15 protein-coding genes are annotated in these 18,859 nt (G+C 73.5%); 11 read left to right on the top strand and 4 right to left on the bottom strand.

Going from position 1 to position 18,859, the window contains the following annotated elements; translation table 11 throughout:
* Positions 1–401 precede the first annotated feature (401 nt).
* The 4 genes from GCU56_RS15945 (at position 402) to GCU56_RS15930 (ending at position 5,087) form a co-directional block, all read left to right on the top strand.
* A complete protein-coding gene (locus GCU56_RS15945; protein ID WP_163482720.1) occupies positions 402–587 on the top strand; it encodes a hypothetical protein in 186 nt (61 codons plus the stop codon).
* A gap of 303 nt (positions 588–890) precedes the next feature.
* Positions 891–2,543, top strand: coding sequence for a peroxidase family protein (locus GCU56_RS15940; protein WP_163482719.1), 1,653 nt, complete (start codon positions 891–893; stop codon positions 2,541–2,543).
* A 127-nt stretch (positions 2,544–2,670) separates the two neighbouring features.
* Positions 2,671–3,990 carry a nucleotide sugar dehydrogenase gene (locus GCU56_RS15935; RefSeq protein WP_163482718.1) on the top strand — a complete coding sequence of 440 codons (1,320 nt, stop codon included), beginning with the start codon at positions 2,671–2,673 and terminating at the stop codon, positions 3,988–3,990.
* Between the two features lie 143 nt (positions 3,991–4,133).
* Entirely contained in the window at positions 4,134–5,087 is a 954-nt protein-coding gene (locus tag GCU56_RS15930) for a UDP-glucuronic acid decarboxylase family protein (protein WP_163482717.1), read from the top strand.
* Between the two features lie 75 nt (positions 5,088–5,162).
* Here the strand turns inward: GCU56_RS15930 and GCU56_RS15925 are convergent, their stop codons facing one another.
* Positions 5,163–6,104: a Wzz/FepE/Etk N-terminal domain-containing protein gene (locus tag GCU56_RS15925; RefSeq protein WP_163482716.1), complete on the bottom strand. Its 942-nt coding sequence runs from the start codon at positions 6,102–6,104 to the stop codon at positions 5,163–5,165.
* Between the two features lie 60 nt (positions 6,105–6,164).
* Positions 6,165–7,049 carry a sulfotransferase gene (locus tag GCU56_RS15920; RefSeq protein ID WP_163482715.1) on the bottom strand — a complete coding sequence of 295 codons (885 nt, stop codon included), beginning with the start codon at positions 7,047–7,049 and terminating at the stop codon, positions 6,165–6,167.
* A 155-nt stretch (positions 7,050–7,204) separates the two neighbouring features.
* Between GCU56_RS15920 and GCU56_RS15915 the strand changes: the two genes are divergently transcribed.
* The 5 genes from GCU56_RS15915 to GCU56_RS15895 are packed head-to-tail and all read left to right on the top strand — an operon-like array spanning position 7,205 to position 13,320.
* The gene (locus GCU56_RS15915; protein ID WP_163482714.1) at positions 7,205–8,614 is read left to right on the top strand and encodes a hypothetical protein; all 1,410 of its coding nucleotides are present in this window, start codon (positions 7,205–7,207) and stop codon (positions 8,612–8,614) included.
* Positions 8,611–10,026 carry a lipopolysaccharide biosynthesis protein gene (locus GCU56_RS15910; protein WP_163482713.1) on the top strand — a complete coding sequence of 472 codons (1,416 nt, stop codon included), beginning with the start codon at positions 8,611–8,613 and terminating at the stop codon, positions 10,024–10,026. Before GCU56_RS15915 ends, GCU56_RS15910 begins: the two co-directional genes overlap by 4 nt.
* Positions 10,026–10,952, top strand: coding sequence for a sulfotransferase family protein (locus GCU56_RS15905; RefSeq protein WP_163482712.1), 927 nt, complete (start codon positions 10,026–10,028; stop codon positions 10,950–10,952). The genes GCU56_RS15910 and GCU56_RS15905 overlap by 1 nt, the downstream gene beginning before the upstream one ends.
* A complete protein-coding gene (locus GCU56_RS15900; RefSeq protein ID WP_163482711.1) occupies positions 10,949–12,133 on the top strand; it encodes a glycosyltransferase family 4 protein in 1,185 nt (394 codons plus the stop codon). Before GCU56_RS15905 ends, GCU56_RS15900 begins: the two co-directional genes overlap by 4 nt.
* On the top strand, positions 12,130–13,320 hold the full coding sequence (locus tag GCU56_RS15895) for a glycosyltransferase family 4 protein (RefSeq protein ID WP_163482710.1): 1,191 nt from the start codon (positions 12,130–12,132) through the stop codon (positions 13,318–13,320). The genes GCU56_RS15900 and GCU56_RS15895 overlap by 4 nt, the downstream gene beginning before the upstream one ends.
* Here the strand turns inward: GCU56_RS15895 and GCU56_RS15890 are convergent.
* Positions 13,289–14,527, bottom strand: coding sequence for a glycosyltransferase (locus GCU56_RS15890; protein ID WP_163482709.1), 1,239 nt, complete (start codon positions 14,525–14,527; stop codon positions 13,289–13,291). The genes GCU56_RS15895 and GCU56_RS15890 overlap by 32 nt on opposite strands.
* Before the next feature lie 26 nt (positions 14,528–14,553).
* Complete coding sequence (locus GCU56_RS15885) at positions 14,554–15,477, bottom strand: sulfotransferase family protein (RefSeq protein WP_163482708.1); 924 nt, start codon at positions 15,475–15,477, stop codon at positions 14,554–14,556.
* A 140-nt stretch (positions 15,478–15,617) separates the two neighbouring features.
* Between GCU56_RS15885 and GCU56_RS15880 the strand changes: the two genes are divergently transcribed.
* Both GCU56_RS15880 and GCU56_RS15875 read left to right on the top strand, forming a co-directional pair.
* Positions 15,618–17,126: an exopolysaccharide biosynthesis polyprenyl glycosylphosphotransferase gene (locus tag GCU56_RS15880; protein WP_239522393.1), complete on the top strand. Its 1,509-nt coding sequence runs from the start codon at positions 15,618–15,620 to the stop codon at positions 17,124–17,126.
* Between the two features lie 61 nt (positions 17,127–17,187).
* The gene (locus GCU56_RS15875; RefSeq protein ID WP_163482706.1) at positions 17,188–18,834 is read left to right on the top strand and encodes a glycosyl hydrolase family 28-related protein; all 1,647 of its coding nucleotides are present in this window, start codon (positions 17,188–17,190) and stop codon (positions 18,832–18,834) included.
* The last annotated feature ends 25 nt before the right edge of the window (positions 18,835–18,859 follow it).

The raw sequence follows: 18,859 nt of genomic DNA, 5'->3' as shown, positions 1-18,859 counted from the left end.
GCCGCGGTCGTCCACTCCTTCCGCGAGTACCGCAAGGACCGCGCCCAGGAGTCGGCCGACGCGCTCGCCGCCGAGGCCGCCCGCCTGGCCGACGTCACTCGGGCCCCGGACCTGGACCGTCCACTCGCGGGGGGCCGGCCCAGCGCCCCGCAGGACTGAGCAAGGACCCCTCCACCCCACCCCTCGCGAGATCGGGGCAGGCCCCTGGAGAGGGCCGTGATCGGGCCCGCGCGTGGGCCGGCGGCCGACCGGACGGCAGGTCCGGCGCCGCGGGAGCGTGACCTGGTACGACCCCAGGCGTGGGGTGGCGGCGCGCCGCCGACGGGAGTCGGTGAGGAGCGCCTGGATCGTGGAGAAGTGCGGAACCGTGGCGTCACGACGGTCGACTGACGGAGGCAACGATGGACTGGTGGATGTGGCCGCTGGTGGCCTGGCTGCCGCTGTCGGCGTTCCTCGCTCACGCGTGGGACCGGGTGGTCAGCACGGCGGCCGATCCGCACGGCGGCGGCCGACGGCGGCTCACGGACGACCGACTCCGCGAGTGCGGTGGCCGTCGGGCCCGGCCGGCGTTCCCGGTCGTGGGCTGAGCATCCGCTCCAGCTGCGTGCCCGGCCAGACCTGAACGGCCCGACCAGGGCGCCGGCGGCTGCGCGGAGGGACCGTCCGGGACGTCCACGACGTCGAGACGGCGACCGGCACCCCACAACGGGGGGTCAGCCGACCCCATGGACGCGTCTGTCGGGGTCAGGCCCCTGACCTCGACACTCGTCCCAGCACGGGCCAGGGGGCCCGTATGACGCCGGGGGGCGACGACTGTGCAGCAGGATCACGGAAGTGCGGGCGGCTGCCCGTTCAGTGGAGCCGGAGCCGGCACCGGGGCGACGCGAGGGGTGGCCCGGCGTGGGTTCCTCGCCGGGGCACTGGCCACGGCGATGGTGCCCGCCGTCGGCGGGCTCAGTGGCACGGCGCGGGCCGAGGAGGTGCCCGTGACGGCCGACCCCAGCACGGTCCCGGCGCCCACGGGTGCACCCGCCGAGACCGCGGCGCACGCGGTCGGCGACCCGCGCGGGGCGGACGTCGCCGTGCGGGTGGACCGCAAGGCGGAGGCCCGCTTCGGGCTCATGTTCAAGGACCTGCCGCCGTTCGCGCCGACCGACGGGCTGCTGAAGGGGCTCGCGGCGAGCATGAACGACGGCAAGGCGCCGCTGTCCGACGTCAAGGACAGCGACGTCGCCTTCGACAACGCGGGCATCCCGGCCGGCTACATCTACTTCGGCCAGTTCGTCGACCACGACATGACCCTGGACAAGACGCCGCTGACCACCCGGCTGCAGGACCCGCTGGCGATGCGGAACTACGACACCCCGTGGTTCGACCTGGGCAGCATCTACGGCAAGGGCATCAAGGGCAGCCCGGAGCTCTACGACCAGGACCCGGCCCGGTACGGCTACCTCAAGCTCGTGCAGCACGACGACCTGTACGACGTGCCGCGCGACGCGGTCGGCGCGGCCTACCTCGGTGACCCGCGCAACGACGAGAACCTCATCGTCAACCAGCTGCACATCGTGTTCATCCGCCTGCACAACAAGTTCATGAGCCAGGGCATGACCTACGCCCAGGCCCAGCGGCAGACGCGGTGGCACTACCAGTGGCTGATCGTCAACGACTACCTGCCGCGCATCGTCGGCAAGGACGTCGTCACCAGCCTGATCAAGCGGGACGGGACGATCAAGTTCACCGGCACGCTCTACAAGCCCGAGCACCCCGAGAACCCGTACATGCCGATCGAGTACTCCGGCGCCGCCTACCGCTTCGGGCACAGCATGATCCGCGCCGAGTACGAGATGCAGGACGGCCACACCGTGCCGATCTTCGGCCGCGACGGCTTCGAGGACCTCCGCGGCAACCGGCCCATCCCGGCCAACCTCTGGTGCGACTGGAACTACTTCTTCGACATCCCGGGCCTCGAGCCCCCGGACGACCGCAACATGTCCCGGCTCATCGACACCCAGCTGTCGCTGCCGTTGTTCACGCTGCCGTCCACGGTCGTCGCACCGACGGAGAAGGCGATCATCGCCCTGGCCGAGCGCAACCTGCTGCGCGGCAAGCGGCTCGGCCTGCCCTGCGGCCAGGACGTGGCCACGGCCATGGGCATCACCCCGCTGACCAACGCGCAGCTGGGCCTCAAGCAGCCGGGCTGGGGCGGCAAGGCGCCGCTCTGGTACTACGTGCTCAAGGAGGCCGAGCTGACCAGCAAGGGCAAGAAGCTCGGCCCGGTCGGTGGCCGGATCGTCGCCGAGGTGATCCTCGGCATCATGGCGCTGGACCCCGAGTCCTACTTCAACCTCAAGCCGGCGTTCCAGTGGCAGGAGAAGAAGACGGTCGGTGACGTGATCCTGCTCGCCGACGCGCTCGACCCCCGCTCGCGGATCATCGCGCCGCCGGACGAGGTCGTGGACACCGGCGCGCTGCCGCTGGAGCCGGACGAGGTGATCAACCCGGCGGCGACCTCCCCGGTGGGCTCGCTCTCGCTGGTCGAATGACCGGCTCTAGCTCGTGCGGGGCAGACGGAGTGTGGGTGCACTCCGATCGCATGCGAACGTGTCCCTGCGGTGAGCAGTCAGCTCGGGTGCGCCGTGCAGAGGCGCCGGTCATCAAGGGGGTTCGGCCGTGAAGGTCTCGGTCATCGGTTGCGGCTACCTGGGTGCGGTCCACGCCGCGTCGATGGCGGAGATGGGCCACGAGGTCGTCGGCGTCGACGTCGACGAGCGCAAGGTCGCCGCGCTGCGGGAGGCGAAGGCGCCGTTCTACGAGCCCGGCTTCGAGGAGCTGCTGGCGCGGACGCTGGCCACCGGCCGGCTCCGCTTCAGCACCGACATCGCCGACGCGTCCGGCTCGGTCCTCCACTTCGTCTGCGTCGGTACGCCGCAGAAGCGCGGTGAGTACGCGGCGGACATGCACTTCGTCGAGGCCGCTGTCGAGTCGCTGCTGCAGGTCCTGACGCCCGGCGACCTGGTCGTCGGCAAGTCCACGGTGCCGGTCGGCACCGCCGCGCAGCTGGCCGACATGGTGGCCGAGAAGGTGCCCGGCGCCCTGCTCGTCTGGAACCCGGAGTTCCTGCGGGAGGGCTTCGCCGTGCAGGACACCCTGCACCCCGACCGGCTGGTCTACGGCCTCCCGGAGGGGCCCGACGGCGAGGTCGCCGAGCGCATGCTCGACGAGGTCTACGCCCCGATCGTCGCGCGCGGGACGCCGAAGGTGACCACCGACTACGCCACCGCGGAGATGGTGAAGACGGCGGCCAACTCCTTCCTCGCCACCAAGATCAGCTTCATCAACGCGATGGCCGAGCTGTGCGAGGCCACCGGCGCCGACGTCAAGCTGCTGGCCGACGCGATCGGCTACGACGACCGGATCGGCCGCAAGTTCCTCAACGCTGGCCTCGGCTTCGGCGGCGGCTGCCTGCCCAAGGACATCCGCGCCTTCATGGCCCGCGCCGGCGAGCTGGGCGCCGACCAGGCGCTGACCTTCCTGCGCGAGGTCGACAACATCAACATGCGCCGCCGGATCCGGATGGTCGAGCTGGCCCGCGAGGTCTGCGACGGCTCGCTGCTGGGCAAGCGGGTCGCCGTCCTGGGGGCGGCGTTCAAGCCCGACTCCGACGACATCCGCGACTCCCCGGCGCTCAACGTCGCCGCCCAGCTGCAGCTGCAGGGCGCCGTCGTCCGGGTCACCGACCCCGCCGCCGTCGACAACTCCCGCCGGCAGTGGCCGCAGCTGGACTACGCCGACACCGCCGAGGAGGCCGCCGAGCGCGCCGACGCCGTCCTCGTCCTCACCGAGTGGACGCAGTACCGCGAGCTCGACCCGGTCGCCTTCGGCAAGGTCGTCGCCCAGAAGCGGGTGCTCGACGGCCGCAACGCCCTCGACCGCGAGGCCTGGACCGCCGCCGGCTGGACATACCGCGCGCTGGGCCGGCGCAGCGGCTGACCGCTTCCGCCCTGCTGGGAGGGTGCGGGAGGGCGCCTCGGCTCGTTCCGCCACGGCATCCCCCGCAGTGGGGACGCCGTCCGGCGATGCCCCGCGTTACGGTGCGCTACCAAGGCGATCGTGCAGGTGGAGGAGGACGGACCATGTCTCGTGCTGTGGTGACCGGCGGGGCCGGCTTCCTCGGGTCACACCTGTGCGAAGCGCTGCTCGACCGCGACGTCGAGGTGCTGTGCCTCGACAACTTCCTGACCGGGACGCCGGCCAACGTGGCGCACCTGCTGGAGCGCCCGGGCTTCCGACTGGTCCGCGCCGACGTGACCGACTACGTCCACGTGCCGGAGCCGGTGGACTACGTCCTCCACTTCGCCTCGCCCGCGTCCCCGATCGACTACGCCGAGCTGCCCATCCAGACGATGAAGGTCGGCTCGATCGGCACCCTGCACACGCTGGGCCTGGCCAAGGAGAAGGGGGCCCGGTACCTCATCGCCTCGACGTCGGAGACCTACGGGGACCCGCTCGTGCACCCGCAGCCGGAGACCTACTGGGGCAACGTGAACCCGGTGGGTCCGCGGGGCGTCTACGACGAGGCCAAGCGGTTCGCCGAGGCGCTGACGTCGGCCTACCGGCGCACGCACGGCGTGGACACCGCGATCGTGCGGATCTTCAACACCTACGGCCCGCGCATGCGGCCACGCGACGGCCGGGCCATCCCGACGTTCATCCGGCAGGCACTGGCCGGGGAACCCCTGACCGTGGCCGGTGACGGCAGCCAGACCCGCTCCGTCTGCTACGTCAGCGACCTCGTCGAGGGGCTCATCAGCTTCCTGCTGTCGTCGGAGACGGGGCCGATGAACATCGGCAACCCGCACGAGACCCCGGTGATCGACCTGGCCCGGCGGATCAAGGAGCTGACCGGGTCCGCCTCGACGATCGAGTTCATCCCCCGGCCGGAGGACGACCCGACGGTCCGTCAGCCCGACATCACCCTCGCCCGCCGGGCGCTGGGCTGGGAGCCGCAGGTCGCCCTGGACGAGGGCCTCAAGCGCACCATCGACTGGTTCGCCCAGCACCCGGACGTGGTGGGCGCCCCCCGCTGAGCGAGGACCCCCTCCCGTCGGCCCCCGTGCAGGGTCCCGCCGCGAGCGTGCGAGCGGCGGGGGGCACGGGGTCCTTCACCCGCGCAGTGCCCGCGCCGCCGCGACGGCGCCGCCGGCGAGGACCAGCCCGGCGACGACGCCGACGAGCACGCTCCGGGTCATCGAGCCGTTGGCCTGCTCCTCGGGCAACTCGGCCGCGCTGCTGACGTAGGCCAGGGCTCGGGGGTTCTCCATCACCCGCAGGTCGACGCCCAGGCTGGAGATCTGCGCCTCCACCCGCCGCAGGTCGGCCTCCACCGGGTCGAGGGTGGGACCGAGCTCGCGCTGGAGCGCCACCCGCTCGTTGATCAGGCGGGGGAGGTCGGACGGATCGGTCTCCGCGGCGATGGCGTCGTCCAGGGCGGCGAGCGGCGCGAGGATCTCCTGCTGCTGCGCCCGCAACGCATCCCGGTCCCCGACCATGAGATCCCGCAGGGCCGTGGTCTCCGCGACGTCGCTCTCGTGCCGGACGGCGACGTAGGTCTCCGCCCAGAGCTGCGCGGCCGCCCGGGCCGCCTCCGCGTCGCCGGCCTCGGCGACGAAGACGAGCGCGCTGGACTCGCCGAGTGGACTGGAGCCCGTGGCGCTCCGGACCTCCACCTCGGCCTCGTCGCCCGCGGCGTCGCGGGCGCGCTGCTGGAACTCGTCGCTCCCGACGTAGACGATCTCCGCGCTCGGGGAGCGGATCAACGCGCCGGCCGACGTGCCGCTGGTGCGCGGGAACAGCTGCCGGCTGTCCTCCGTGCGGACCAGCACCTGGGCCTCCGCCCGGTACACGGGGTCGATGACGTACAGCGAGGCGATGGACGCCGCGAGGACGACGAGGAAGGTCAGCAGCGCCAGCCACCAGTACCGCCGGAGGGCCGACACGTACTCCCGCAGGCCCGGCCCCGCGTCGTACGGCGCGGCCCCCTCGTGGACCCCGCCGGAGCGGTCCGTCGACGTGCGCTGGGTCCCGTCAGCGGCTGTATCGAGCACGGCGGTCAAGGTACCGGCACGGGAGGCGATCGGGAGGCGACTCGGCGATCGCCAAGCAACTCAGGGTGCCGTGTCCCAGGCGGTCAGTGACCGCCCGATCAGCGGGGAGAGGGCGGCGTTGGGCTCCGCGAACCGTTCGCGCAGGCGGGCAGCGGTCTCCAGGGCCATGGGGGGGAAGGACGCCCGACCCTCGTTCAGCCGGTTGACCAGATGGCGGGCGCGGTAGAGCGTCCGGCTCGGGACACGAGCGGCGAGCCGGCGCACGGGGCTGCCGGGCCGTTGGACTGCGAGGAAGGCCCGGGCGAACCGGGCCGACCGGGGCGCGCGCCCCTCGTTGTGCCTCGTCGTCACGTCCGGCTCGTGCGGGGCGAGTCCGGCCAGGTCGAAGAGCTCGGCGCAGATGTCCAGGGCACCTCGGCGCAGGTCGTCGGAGAGGTAGATCCGCAGCCGCTCCGGTGGCACGGTGTCGAGGAGGGTGCGTACGTGCGGTGCGTAGACCCCGTTCCCGACGTACTGCATGTCGCGGGCCTGCGGTGGCGAGCTGACCCCCCGGGCCGCCTCCCGCGCGAGGCCCTCCTCGAAGGTGACCGCGTCCTCCCAACCGCGCAGCCGGGCGTAGTGGAAGTGCGAGTACGCCCGCGGGACCGGGTTGCGGAGGACGGCGACCACGACCGCCGGCGTGGCGTCGACGATGCGGCGCAGCGCCGCCGGGTCGTACATCGCCATCGTGTGCTTGGCGACCAGCGGCGCGTCCCCGACCGACGGCGGGTAGTACTTGCCGACCGCGTGGTCCCAGCCGTGCGTGAACTCGTCGTCCCGACCGAAGAACGGCATCTCGCGGTGCACGTGGCTGCGGACGTCCGGATGGGCGGCCAGGTAGTTGAACAGGGCGGTGGACCCGCTCTTGGGGGCACCGACGATCATCAGCCTCGGCCCTGGGCGCATCCGCGGGATGGTAGAGCGTGGAGCGCGGGATGGCGAAACGCCGGCGGACCCGGAACGGCGTCTCCCTGCGTTACCCTCGCCCTCCGTGCCGCCGTCGGGGGACGGCGACGGTCGGAGGATGCGGTGGGTTCCCCGTACGACATGGAGACGCGGTCGTGATCGGGCCGCTGCTCGCGGTGGCGGCGTCCTTCGTGGTCTGGGGGCTCGTCTACCGGAGCCTCGTCGTGCACCCCCTCGACGCGATGGCCCTCACCCTCTACTACCTGGCCCTGCAGTTGCTGTGGCGGCCGCTGATGCTGGCCCTCGGTCTCGACACGCCCTTCCCCACGCTGCTGTTCGAGGAGCGCGACACCGAGACGCTGCTCCTGGTGGGCCAGGCGGTCGTCGTGGGCTTCCTGCTCGCCCTGTGGGCCGGCGCCCGCCTGCTGTCCCCGCTCGTGCGGCCCGTGACCGTGCTGTACCCACAGCTCCGCGGCCCGATGGCCCCGCGGACGCTGGTCGTCCTCACCGTCGTCCTGACCGCCGCCGCCTTCGTCGCGACCGCTGCCCTGTGGGTCCGCTACGGCGGGCCGTCCGGGCTGCTGCAGGCCTCCAAGGTCGACCGCGACATCGCCGACAGCCGGGCGCTCCGGGCGATCCCCATGCTGGCCGCCCTGCTGGGCGTCGCCGCGTTCTTCTCCGTCCGTGGGGCCCGGCTCCAGCGGCTCATGATCTTCGGCCTCATCGCGGTCAACGGCTACCTCAGCTGGACCTGGGGCGCACGCGACGTCCCCGTGCTCTCCGTCGTGGCCCTGCTGGCCGGTTCACTGATCTTCGGCCGCACCGGCCGCCGCGCCGCCCGCCGACCGGACGGACACTGGCTGCGCGACCCGCGGTGGCGCCGCCGCTTCCTCCTGGTCCCCGTGCTCGCGGTGCTGCTGGCCTTCACGCTGCGGACCGCTCGCGACACCGTGCTCTGGGGGGAGCTGGCGCCTTCGATCGTGGGGCAGGGCGCCGTCCGTCAGGTCGCGGTCGCCACCAACAACACCTTCTACGACGCGCTGCTGCTCTACCTCGACGACTGGCCCGACCGGTTCGACCTGACCGGTGGCGCCGACTTCGTCGACGGCTCGGTGAGCGCGGTGCCCTCGGTGCTGGTCGGCCCGCAGGACCCGTTCGTCTCCCCCGCCGTGCAGCTGGCCCAGACCTACATCGACCGCAACAACGGCTTCCCGGCGACCCCCGTCGGGGACTGGTACGTCAACTTCGGGTTCCCCGGCATCGTCCTCGGGGGGCTGCTCAGCGGTCTGGTCGTCCGCGCCGCCCAGCTCGCCTTCCGGAGGTTCGCACGCGATCCGCTGGTCTGGGGGTTCAGCCTGGTCTTCATGATCCGGATCTTCCCGGGCGGCGTGTGGGCGACCTCGGCGCCGAAGTGGGTGGCATTCGGGCTCCCGATCCTCGCGTTCACCTGGTTGGTCAACATGTTCGTCCGGCGGGCGCGCGAGGGCCGGGACGGCTCCTCCCGCCTGCCGCCCACGGTGGGTGCCGACGCCCTCGACACGGAGCGGAAGGCGCCCGTTCCTTGACGGCCCCGCTCACCCACGGCGCCGGGGACGCCGGACAGCGCCCGGCTCGCCGTGACACCGCCCTGCGCCGGGACACCGCGCTGGTCGCGGTCGGTCAGCTGGCCGCCGTCGTCACTGCCTTCCTCGTCACCGTGGTCGGGGCACGGGTGCTGCCCGTCGACGAGTTCGGCGCCCTGTCCTGGGCGCTGAGCTGGCTGACCTTCCTGGCGGTCGTGGCCCAGTTCGGGCTGACCCAGGTGGCCACCATCGTCGTCGCCCAGCGGGAGCGGCGGACCCACGGAGCACTGCTGCGGCGGCTGCTGCTGGCGCAGGCCGTCGGCGTCGTCGTCACCGCTGCGCTCTGGCAGTGGGTGCTCGGGCCGGCGACGGCGGCGGCCGGCACGCCGCCGGAGGTCTATCGACCGCTGGTGCTGCTCGTGGCCCTGTGGCTGCCGGCGGCCGCCCTGGGCCCGCTCCTGGTCAACGTGCTGCGGGCGCGGGACCGGTTCGGGCTGGCCCTGGTGTTCGGCGAGCACGTCCGCCGGGTGGTCCTGGTGGCGGTCCTCCTGCTCGCGGCGGCCGCGGCGAGCGCCCCGGCGGCGCGGACCGCGGTGCAGTGGACGGTCGCCGTCGAGACCGCGGTGTACCTCGTCGCCCTGCTCCTCCTGGTCCGCGTGGTGGCCACCGGTGGCGACGGGCGGCACGCGGCGGGCCGGGTCACCACGCAGGAGCCGACCGCTGGGGCGCCGCCGCGCGAGGCCGGCGGTCCCGACCCGGGCGGTTCGCCGTGGCGGATGCTCGGCTCGGGCAGCGCGTTCGTCCTCGCCACGGTGGCGTCGGTGACCGTCCCGCAGGCCGGCGTCTGGCTGCTCGCGGTTGTCGCGCCGGTGGAGGAGGTCGCGGTCTTCTCCGTCGCGGTGCGGATCGCGGTGCTGGTCGCCGTCCCGACCGCCATCGGCATGCGCACCCTGGCCCCGCGGATCGCCGCCGCCTCGGGCTCCGGCCGGCTGGCGGACCTGCAGGAGCCCATCCGGCGGTTCGCGGTCTGGTCGACGGCGGTGACGGCGCTGGTCGTCGTCGTGCTCGCCGCAGCGGGCCGCGTGCTCCTGCCGGCGCTCTTCGGTGCAGGCTACGACGCGGCCCTGGTCCCGGCGCTGGTGATGTGCGCCGGTGTCCTGGTCAACGCCTGGACCGGACCGTGCTCGGTGGTGCTCTCCCACGCCGGGCGCCAGCGCGTCGTGGCGGTCAGCGCCCTGGTCTCCTCGATCGCGTTCGCGGTGCTGGCGAGCTGGTGGGGCTCGGCCTGGGGCGGCATCGGGGTGGCTGCTGCCGCGGCGGTGGCCATGAGTGTCCGCAACCTGCACCTGGCGGGTGCCGCCCACCGGACTCTCGGTATCCGTACGATCGCGCTCCCGACACGGAGAGGGAAGTGATGCTCGGACCGCAGTTCCTCATCATCGGCGCGGCACGGTCGGGGACGACGGCGCTGTACCAGTACCTGGCCGAGCACCCCGGGCTGTTCCTGACCGAGCCGAAGGAGCCGCACCACTTCGCCCTGGCCGGGACGACGCCGGCGTTCACCGGGCCGGGCGACCGCCAGACCATCAACCGGCTCGCGATCCCCGACCGGGACGCCTATCTCCGGCTCTACCGGGAGGCCCGCCCGGACCAGGTCCGCGGCGAGGCGTCGGTGTCGACCATGTACTACCCGCACGCCGTGACCCGGGTCCGGGAGATGGTCCCCGACGCGCGGCTGGTCTGCATGCTGCGCGACCCCGTGGACCGGGCCTTCTCCGCCTACGGCTTCATGCGCACCCGCGGCTGGGAACCGTGCGCGACCTTCGAGGAGGCGCTGGCGGACGAACCGCGCCGGATCGCCGAGGGCTGGCACCACATCTGGCACTACGCCGGGATGAGCCGGTACGGCGAGCAGTTGCGGCACGTGCTGGAGGTGTTCCCCCGCGAGCAGCTCCTCGTGCTCCGGCACGAGGAGCTGACCGCCGACCCGGTCGAGACCGTCGGCCGGCTGTACGACCACCTCGGCGTGGACCGGGTTCCGGTGACCGTCGCCCCCGACCCGCACCGCTCCGGCGAGCCGCGCAGCCGGTTCCTCGGCCGGGTGATCAGCACCCACCACCCGCTGAAGAAGGTGCTGTCCCCCGTCGTCCCGACGTCGCTGCGCCGGCGGCTGCGGCGGCAGATCGTGGCCCGCAACATCGTGCGGACCAGCTACCGACCCGAGACCCGGCGCGAGTTGGTGCAGACCTTCCGCGCCGACCTCGACCTGCTCGAGCAGGTCACCGGACTGGACGTGGGCGCGTGGCGGGCGCCCGTGCGCCAGTCGACCGGCCGCGGATGACCGCGCCCGACGGACGCTTGTTCATGACCCTGCGCCGGCCCGATCGGACCGGCGCGCCCAAGATGGCGCTGGAGTTCGCCCGCGCGCTGCGCGCCGACGGTTTCGACCTCACCCTCGTACACGGCCGCGTCCCCGGCGACGGACCGAGCATCCTGCCCGACGTCGCCGGCCTGGGCATCCAGACCGTCCTCGAGCCGCTGCTCGAGCGGCCGTGGGATCCCCGGCTGGTCCGCGCCCTCGCCGAGCGGGTGCGCCGCGACGGCGGACGCTGCGTCATCGGGGTCAACCGGAGCGACCGTGCGCCGGCCCTGCTGGCCGCCACGCGCGCCGGCGTGCCCGGGGTGCTCATGGTGCAGAACCAGCACCACTTCTCGGGCCCCCTGGCCGCCGTGAAACGGCGTGGGTACCGGACCGTCGTCGCCCGCCGGACCACCCTGGCCGTCTGCACGTCCACCGTCGTACGCGACGAGATGACCGCCTTCGGCGTGCCGGCCGGACGCACCGTCGTCCTCCCCAACGGCATCTCCCCGACCCTTCCGGTCCAGCTGACCGACGCGGAGCGGGCCGGCCTGCGGGCGGAGATGGGCGCCCGCGACGGCGATCTCCTGCTGCTCAACGTCGGCCGGCTCGACCCACAGAAGGGCCAGGACGTCCTGCTGGAGGCGCTGAGCGGACTGAGCGCGCCGATCCACGTGGCGCTGGTCGGCTCGGCCGGGGACTCCGCCGCCGCCGCGCGCCACGCGGCGGTCCTCCACCGGCAGACTCGCGACCTCGGGCTGGAGGGCACGGTCAGCTTCCTGGGTTGGCGGGACGACGTCCCCCGGCTCCTCGCCGCGGCCGACGGCTACGTGCACACCGCCCGCTGGGAGGGCCCGGCGCTGCCGCTGGCGGTCATGGAGGCCATGGCCGCCGGCCGCCCCACCGTCTTCACCGACTGCTCGGGCCAGCCGCCGGTCTTCGACGAGGGCCGGGACGGGCTGCTGGCACGGAGCGAGGATCCGGCCTCCATCCGGGAGCGGATCGCTCAACTGGCTGCGATGCGCCCCGAGGACCGTGCGGCGATGGGCGACGCCGGCGCAGCGCTCATCCGGGCGCACTACCGGGTCGAGGATCTCGGTCGCACCTTCAGTGGACTCGTCCGCGGCGTCCTCGACGCCGGGTACGAGGAGCGCACCGCATGACGGCCGGCAGGGGACGGGTGCACATGACGCTCCGGCTCCCCGACCGCACCGGCGCGGCGAAGATGGCCCTGGCATTCGCGCAGGCGCTGCACGCCGATCGCTTCGACGTGACTCTGGTGCACGGCACGGTGCCGGCCAGCGAACCGTCGATCCTCCCCGACTTCGCCCAGCTGGGCGCCGAGACCGTCCTGGAGCCCCGGCTGGAGCGCCCATGGGATCCCCTGCTCGTGCGCGCGGTGGCCGATCGTGTCCGGTCCGAGGGCGGCGTGTGCGTCATCGGCGTGAACCAACGGGACCGGATGCTCGCCTTGCTGGCGGCGTCACGCGCCGGGGTCCCCGGCGTCGTGGTGGTCGGCAACCAGCACCGCTTCTGGGGCTCCCGGCCCGTCGCCGCGCTGAAGCGGCTGAGCTACACCCGCGTGGTCGCCCGGCACACCACGCTCGCGGTCTGTACCTCGGCCGTCGTCCGGGACGAGCTCATCGCCTTCGGGGTGCCCGCCGAGCGCGCCGTGGTGCTGGCGAACGGCATCGACGCCCCTCCGTCCCTGCAGCTCCCCGCCGGGGAGCGGAGGCGCCTCCGGGCCGAGATGGGCGCGGGGGACGACGACGTCCTCCTGCTCAACGTCGGTCGGCTCGATCCGCAGAAGGGTCAGGACCTGTTGCTCACGGCCCTCGGCGGGCAGGGGTGGGCCGCGCCCGTCCACGTGGCCCTCGTCGGCTCGTCCGGGGACCCGGTCGCCGCCCGAGCCACGACCGCCTTCGAGGCATCCCTCCGCCGGCAGGCCGACGCCCTCGGCCTCGAGGGCGTCGTCTCCTTCCTCGGCTGGCGCAGCGACGTGCGGCAGCTGCTCGCCGCGGCGGACGGCTACGTCCACGCCGCCCGGTGGGAGGGGCCGGCGCTCCCGCTCGCCGTCATGGAGGCCATGGCCGCCGGGCTCCCGACGGTCTTCACCGACTGTTCCGGCATGCCCCCGGTCTTCGAGGAGGGACGGCACGGGCTGGTCGCTCGCAGCGAGGACCCGGAGTCCCTCGCCGGACGGATCGGCGACCTCGTCGCGCTCGGCGCGCACCGCCGCGCCGACATGGGCGCGGAAGCGGCCGCCCTCATCCGGACGCACTACCGGATGGCGGACGTCGGGCAGACCTTCTGTCGACTCATCCAAGGCGTCGTCGCGCGGCGCGGCTGAGCAGCCGACGCGGACGGCGGCGTCGGCGACGCGCGACGCCGATCAGCTCGTCGTAGAGGTCGGCGTGCGCCTGCATCATCTGGTGCGGCACGTAGTGCTCCACGAACCGGCGCCGTCCGGCGGCACCCAGCCGGGCGGCCAACTCCGGGTCGGTGAGCACCCGGACGAGGTCCCGGGCGAGCTCGTCGACGGCGCCGGCCGGTGACAGCAGCCCGGTCTCTCCGTGGACGACGACCTCCGGGATCCCCTCGACGGCGAAGCCGACCACCGGCCGGGCCGCGGCCATCGCCTCCAGGTTCACGATCCCGAACGCCTCCCAGCGCGACGGCAGGGCCAGGACGTCGACCGCGCGCATCACGTCGGCGAGATCGTGCCGCCACCCCGTGAAGTGCACCCGATCGGCGACGCCCAGCTCGACGGCCAGGGCCTCGGCCTCCGCACGCCGCGTGCCGTCGCCCACGACGACGACGTGGGCGCGGGGCACCTGGGCGACCACGGTGGGGACGGCGCGGATCAGCAGGTCGGCGCCCTTCTGGTCCTCGATCCGGCCGACGAGCGCGATGAGCAGCGCGTCGGGCGACAACCCGAGCTCCTCCCGCAGCCGGGCACGGTCGGCCGCGGTGGCGTCGCCGACCGTCATCCGGCTGGAGTACGGGATGACCGTGACGTCCTCGGGGCGGAACAGCCGGTGCCGCACGCCGACGTCGCGGATGAACCGTGACCCGGCGACGTAGTGGGTGGTGACCAGCCCGAGCGCCCGCTCGACCAGCCGGTAGAGCGAACGCTTCGGCTGCGGCACGCCCGCGTGGCCGGCGTAGGCGTGCAGCATGTGCAGGCGGACCGGCGTACCGGCCGACCACGCGGCCACCCGGCCCATGGCGCCGGCCACCGACGTGTGGGTGTGGACGACGTCGAACCGGTGGCGCCGCATGGCGGCGCGCATGCGCAGGAACTGTCGGACCAGCTCCACCGGCCCGTCCGGCGTCGCCTGCTTGAAGTGGCCCGCCCCGTGCGAGGGGGCGTAGTCGAGGACCGGCAGCCCGGTCGCCCGGATCTCGTCGTCGAGCGGGCCGCCACCGGAGAGCGCGATCGTGGTCTCGAACCGGTCGGGCGGCAACAACGTCGCCAGCTGCAGCAGGTGCTCGGCCGAGCCGCCGACCGTGATGCCGGTCAGCTGCAGCACCTTGACCCGGTCGCTCCGTGACACCGATCCGCTCCCGCGGGGCGTTCCGCTCATGCCGGCCCGTTCGCGACCGCGGCCGTCGGCCACATCGTGAGGGGGCGGCCGAGCAGCTCCTGCAGGTCCCGGACGTCGTCGGCGAGGAGTGCGGCCAACCGGGCGCGGGTGGCCGGGTCGACCGTCGTCTTGTCCAGGTTCGCCGACCGGATCCGCTCGCGCTGGCGCTGCGGTACCACCGCGGTGACCACCCGGCGCAGGACCGGCGAGCGGCGGAAGGTGTTCAGCGCGGAGGCCATCGCCCGGCTGCGCGGGAGGCCCGCGGCATTGACCCGGCGCGAGGGGTCGATGTCGACGTCCGGGTCGACCTCGAGGAACTCCAGGACCCGCCGCAGCTGACCGGTCGGGTCCGCGGCGAACTCCTCCTGGACGACGACCAGCAGCCGGTCCCCGAACGCGGCGGCGAAGGGGACCAGCTGCTCGGCGTACCGGCTCAGCCGGGCCAGCTGCCACATGTGGCTCCACCCGGCCCGGGTGCGCTCGTCCTCGGCAGCGAGGCACTCCTCGAAGGACCCGGCGTCGTAGCCCCGCGACCGCAGGTACAGCCAGCTGGAGAAGGCCCGGTCCACCGGGTCACGCAGCATCACCACCAGCCGGCAGCCCGGTGCGCACAACCGCTCGATGGCGGGGATCGACGCGTCGGGGTGCGCCAGGGTGGTCACCGACCCCTCGCCGCGGCGCCGCTCGGAGCGCCCTCGGAACAGGTCGCGCCACGCCTGCTCGTCCCGGACCGCCCCCCGGTTGATCAGGTCGTCGTCACCCAGCCCGGCGAACCGCGGTGCACCCCCGGGGAAGGCCAGGAAGTGCGGCTCCTTGGGGGTGGAGACGAACACGTCGGGGTGCTCGCCGAGGAACGAGGTGAGCGCGGTCGTGCCGCTGCGCGCAGCCCCGATGACCAGGAAGTCCGGGGCGTCCGTCATCGGCGGGATGTTACCGCCGCGCACGCGCGCCCCTGACCAGCGACGCCCCCGGATTGGGGGGGTGAGCGCCCCTTGCCCGGGAGTGTGGCTCCCGGCCGCCAACAGCGAGTCTCGTCCTACACACGAGAGACGGGGTGGCCATGATCGACATCGGCGGGCAGCGAGTCCAGGAGTCCCTGGACCCGGTGGCGGTACGCCACGCGCTGCGCGGGTCGGTGGCCGCCACGCCGGGTGCGGTCGCGGGCGCGCCGCACCTGCTCGAGCCCGAGCCCCGCGAGCACCGCGGCGTCATCCGGGCCCTGCTGGTGACCGTCGACGCCGCCGCGCTGGCGCTGCCCGCCCTGGTGCTGGACGGCTCCCTCGTCCTCGTGGCCGCGCTGGTCGCCGTCACCCTCGCGGTGCTGACCGCTTCCGGCGCGCACCGCCCCCGCATGTCGCTGTCGGCCCTCGACGAGGCCCCGCGCCACCTCCCCCGGCTCGGCCTCGGCCTGCTGCTCGTCGCCCCTCTCGGGTACGCGGCCGGCGCGGACCTGGGCCTGGCGGTCCACGCGCTGTGCGCCGTCCCCGTCTTCGTCGTCGGCCGCAGCCTGTCCTACGCCCTCGTCCGCAGCGCCCGCCGCCGCTCCGTCGTCGGCGCGGCGACGCTGGTGGTGGGCGGCGGCCGGCTGGGCATGGACCTGCTGAGCACCCTCGAGGAGCACCCCGAGTACGGGCTGCGCGGCGTCGGCTTCCTCAGCGAGGGATCCCCGCTGGACGAGCGCGAGCCGCTGGGCCGCCTGGAGGACCTCGACCTGGTGCTGGACACCTACGGGGTCCACAAGGTCGTCGTCGCCTACGGCCCGACCCGCGAGGCCGAGCTGGTCGGGCTGGTGCGCAGTGCCGCCCAGCGCGACATCGAGGTCTACATCGTCCCCCGCTTCTTCGACGTGGGGCTCTCCCCTCACGGCCCCGACGTCGAGGACCTCTGGGGCATCCCGCTGCACCGGGTCCGTCGCGCCGCGCTGCGCCGGGGTGTCTGGCGGGTCAAGCGGCTCATCGACGTCGTCGTCTCCGGGACCGCCCTGACGCTGCTCGCGCCGCTCATGGGCCTGCTCGCGCTGGCCGTGCGGATCAGCAGCCCCGGGCCGATCCTGTTCCGCCAGCCGCGCACCGGACAGGACGGCGAGGACATCTCCATCCTCAAGTTCCGCACGCTGCGGCCGGCCGCACCGGCGTCCGCCCCCTCGCAGAACGCGGTCACCGGGTCGACCCGCAGCACCATGCACGCCCGGCAGATCGACGTCGAGCAGCGCAAGACCCGGATCGGCAACGTCCTGCGCCGGACGAGCCTGGACGAGCTGCCCCAGCTGTGGAACATCCTGCGCGGCGACATGTCGCTGGTGGGGCCGCGGCCGGAGGAGCGCACCTACGCCGCCCAGTTCGCGGACTCGGTGTACGGCTACCGCGACCGCCACCGCCTGACCGTCGGGCTCACCGGTTGGGCCCAGATCCACGGCCTGCGCGGCGACACCTCCATCGAGGAGCGGGCCCGCTTCGACAACTCCTACATCGAGCACTGGTCACTCTGGCGGGACGTCGTGATCCTCGTCCGCACGGTGGCAGCGGTGAACCGGCAGGCCTTCACCGCGGTCCGGTCCGCCACCCGCTGACCGCGACACCCGCGACACCCCCGACCCCACGCACCGGCGCATCTCACGGAAGAGATCCCCCATGGACGCCCGCCTCCCGGGAACCCCCGCTCCGATCGACGCCGGCACCTCGGCCCGACCGCCCGCCGGCCCGCTGGTGAGCCGCCGCAGCCTCCTGTTCCTGGGGGCGACCGGGCTGGCCGCCGTGCCGCTGCTCGGCGGGCGCAGCGCCAGCCCTTCCCCGGTCGGCGGCCTGCGCACGGCGGGGAGCGACGACGACGTCCTGGACCTCAGGAAGGACTTCGGTGCCAAGGGGGACGGGTCCAGGGACGACACCCGAGCGGTGCAGCGGCTGATCGACGCCTCGGCGCGGACCAAGCGGGTGGGCCTGATCCCCCGGGGCACCTACCGGTGCACCGCGAGCCTGCTGGTGCCGGCCGGGGCGCAACTCCACCTCGACCGGGGCGCACGGCTCCTGAAGGACTGGGTGGCCCCGACCGGCCTGCAGGACGCCTTCCTGCGCAACACCGACCTGGCGACGCGCTCGAACGGCGTGCGGATCACCGGGTCGGGGACGATCGGCGCCAGGGACCACGAGAAGACCGGTGTCGTGATCGGCCTCTACGGCGACGACGTGCTGCTGCAGGGCTTCACCATCGACACCTACGCCGGCGGCCAGGCGGTCATGTACGCCGGCAACCGGGGCCGGATCGACCGGCTCACGATCAAGAACAGCGCGGAGGAGACGGGTACCGGCGGCATCCGGGTGTTCGGCGGGGAGGACTTCCTCGGCACCGACTGCGTCGTCGAGTCCGGCGACGACTGTCTCCAGTTCGCCCCGATCGGCAACCCCGAGGCCGAGCCCAGCCTCTACGACCAGAGCATCCTCCGGGGCAGCTTCGTCGGCTGCACCGGGCTCAGCACCGTGAGCCGGTTCCTGATCATCGCGCTCGAGTTCACCGGCGGAGAGCCGGGGACGACCGACATGAGCGCCTCGGTGCAGGACTGCTCCTTCATCGACTGCAGCGGCGCGGGCAGCAACCGGGGCATCGTGGTCAAGAACACCCACAGCGCCGGCAGCATCGAGAGACTGACCTTCACCGACTGCACGGTCGACATGGCCCGTGCCGCCGACGCCTCCACCCAGGAGATCCGCATCCAGACCGACGCCACCACGGGCGGTTCCATCAGCGGTGTCACGTTCACCCGGACGAACATCACCAACCCGGTGAACAGCACCCTGCGGGTGGGCGGACCCAACATCACCGGACTCACCTTCGACGAGTGCACCTTCGCCGCCCCGTCAGGCGCCGCGCCCATCACGGCCGTCGTCGACGCCGCGTCCGACGTCCGGTTCCGGGCGTGCTCGTTCTCCGGCACCGCCGCCGCGAGCACGGCGGCCGGTGCCGGCACGGCGGTCGGCGCCAGCAAGCGGATGCTGGTGGCCGGCCCCACCACACCGGTGAGCGACCTGTCCGTGGAGGACAGCCGCTTCACCGGGATCGGCGCGAACATCTGGGCCGTGGACCTGCTGTCCGTCGCCGGTGCCCGCATCTCCGGCACCGTCTTCCAGGCGGCCAGCGGGGTCACCACCGCCCGCGCGGTCCGGGTGTCGGCGACGTCCACCGGCGTCGCGATCGAGGACAACGACCTCACCGGTCTCACCAACGCCGCGCCGATCACCGACCGCGCCACCGGGACGACCCTGAGCAACAACAGTGGCACGTGAGCCGCTGATCGTGAGCACCACCGGG

Origin of the sequence: Geodermatophilus sabuli (assembly GCF_010686765.1) — a bacterium.
In the GTDB taxonomy this organism is placed as follows: domain Bacteria; phylum Actinomycetota; class Actinomycetes; order Mycobacteriales; family Geodermatophilaceae; genus Geodermatophilus; species Geodermatophilus sabuli_A.
This window is presented reverse-complemented; position numbering and strand designations above follow the sequence as displayed.

What these genes read in the sequence shown, in the direction of transcription:
- GCU56_RS15920 (WP_163482715.1), bottom strand. Translation starts at nt 7,049, where the DNA reads ATGCGCCCAGGGCCGAGGCTGATGATCGTCGGTGCCCCCAAGAGCGGG.
- GCU56_RS15945 (WP_163482720.1), top strand. Translation starts at nt 402, where the DNA reads ATGGACTGGTGGATGTGGCCGCTGGTGGCCTGGCTGCCGCTGTCGGCG.
- GCU56_RS15895 (WP_163482710.1), top strand. Translation starts at nt 12,130, where the DNA reads ATGACGGCCGGCAGGGGACGGGTGCACATGACGCTCCGGCTCCCCGAC.
- GCU56_RS15875 (WP_163482706.1), top strand. Translation starts at nt 17,188, where the DNA reads ATGGACGCCCGCCTCCCGGGAACCCCCGCTCCGATCGACGCCGGCACC.
- GCU56_RS15900 (WP_163482711.1), top strand. Translation starts at nt 10,949, where the DNA reads ATGACCGCGCCCGACGGACGCTTGTTCATGACCCTGCGCCGGCCCGAT.
- GCU56_RS15885 (WP_163482708.1), bottom strand. Translation starts at nt 15,477, where the DNA reads ATGACGGACGCCCCGGACTTCCTGGTCATCGGGGCTGCGCGCAGCGGC.
- GCU56_RS15880 (WP_239522393.1), top strand. Translation starts at nt 15,618, where the DNA reads ATGATCGACATCGGCGGGCAGCGAGTCCAGGAGTCCCTGGACCCGGTG.
- GCU56_RS15930 (WP_163482717.1), top strand. Translation starts at nt 4,134, where the DNA reads ATGTCTCGTGCTGTGGTGACCGGCGGGGCCGGCTTCCTCGGGTCACAC.
- GCU56_RS15905 (WP_163482712.1), top strand. Translation starts at nt 10,026, where the DNA reads ATGCTCGGACCGCAGTTCCTCATCATCGGCGCGGCACGGTCGGGGACG.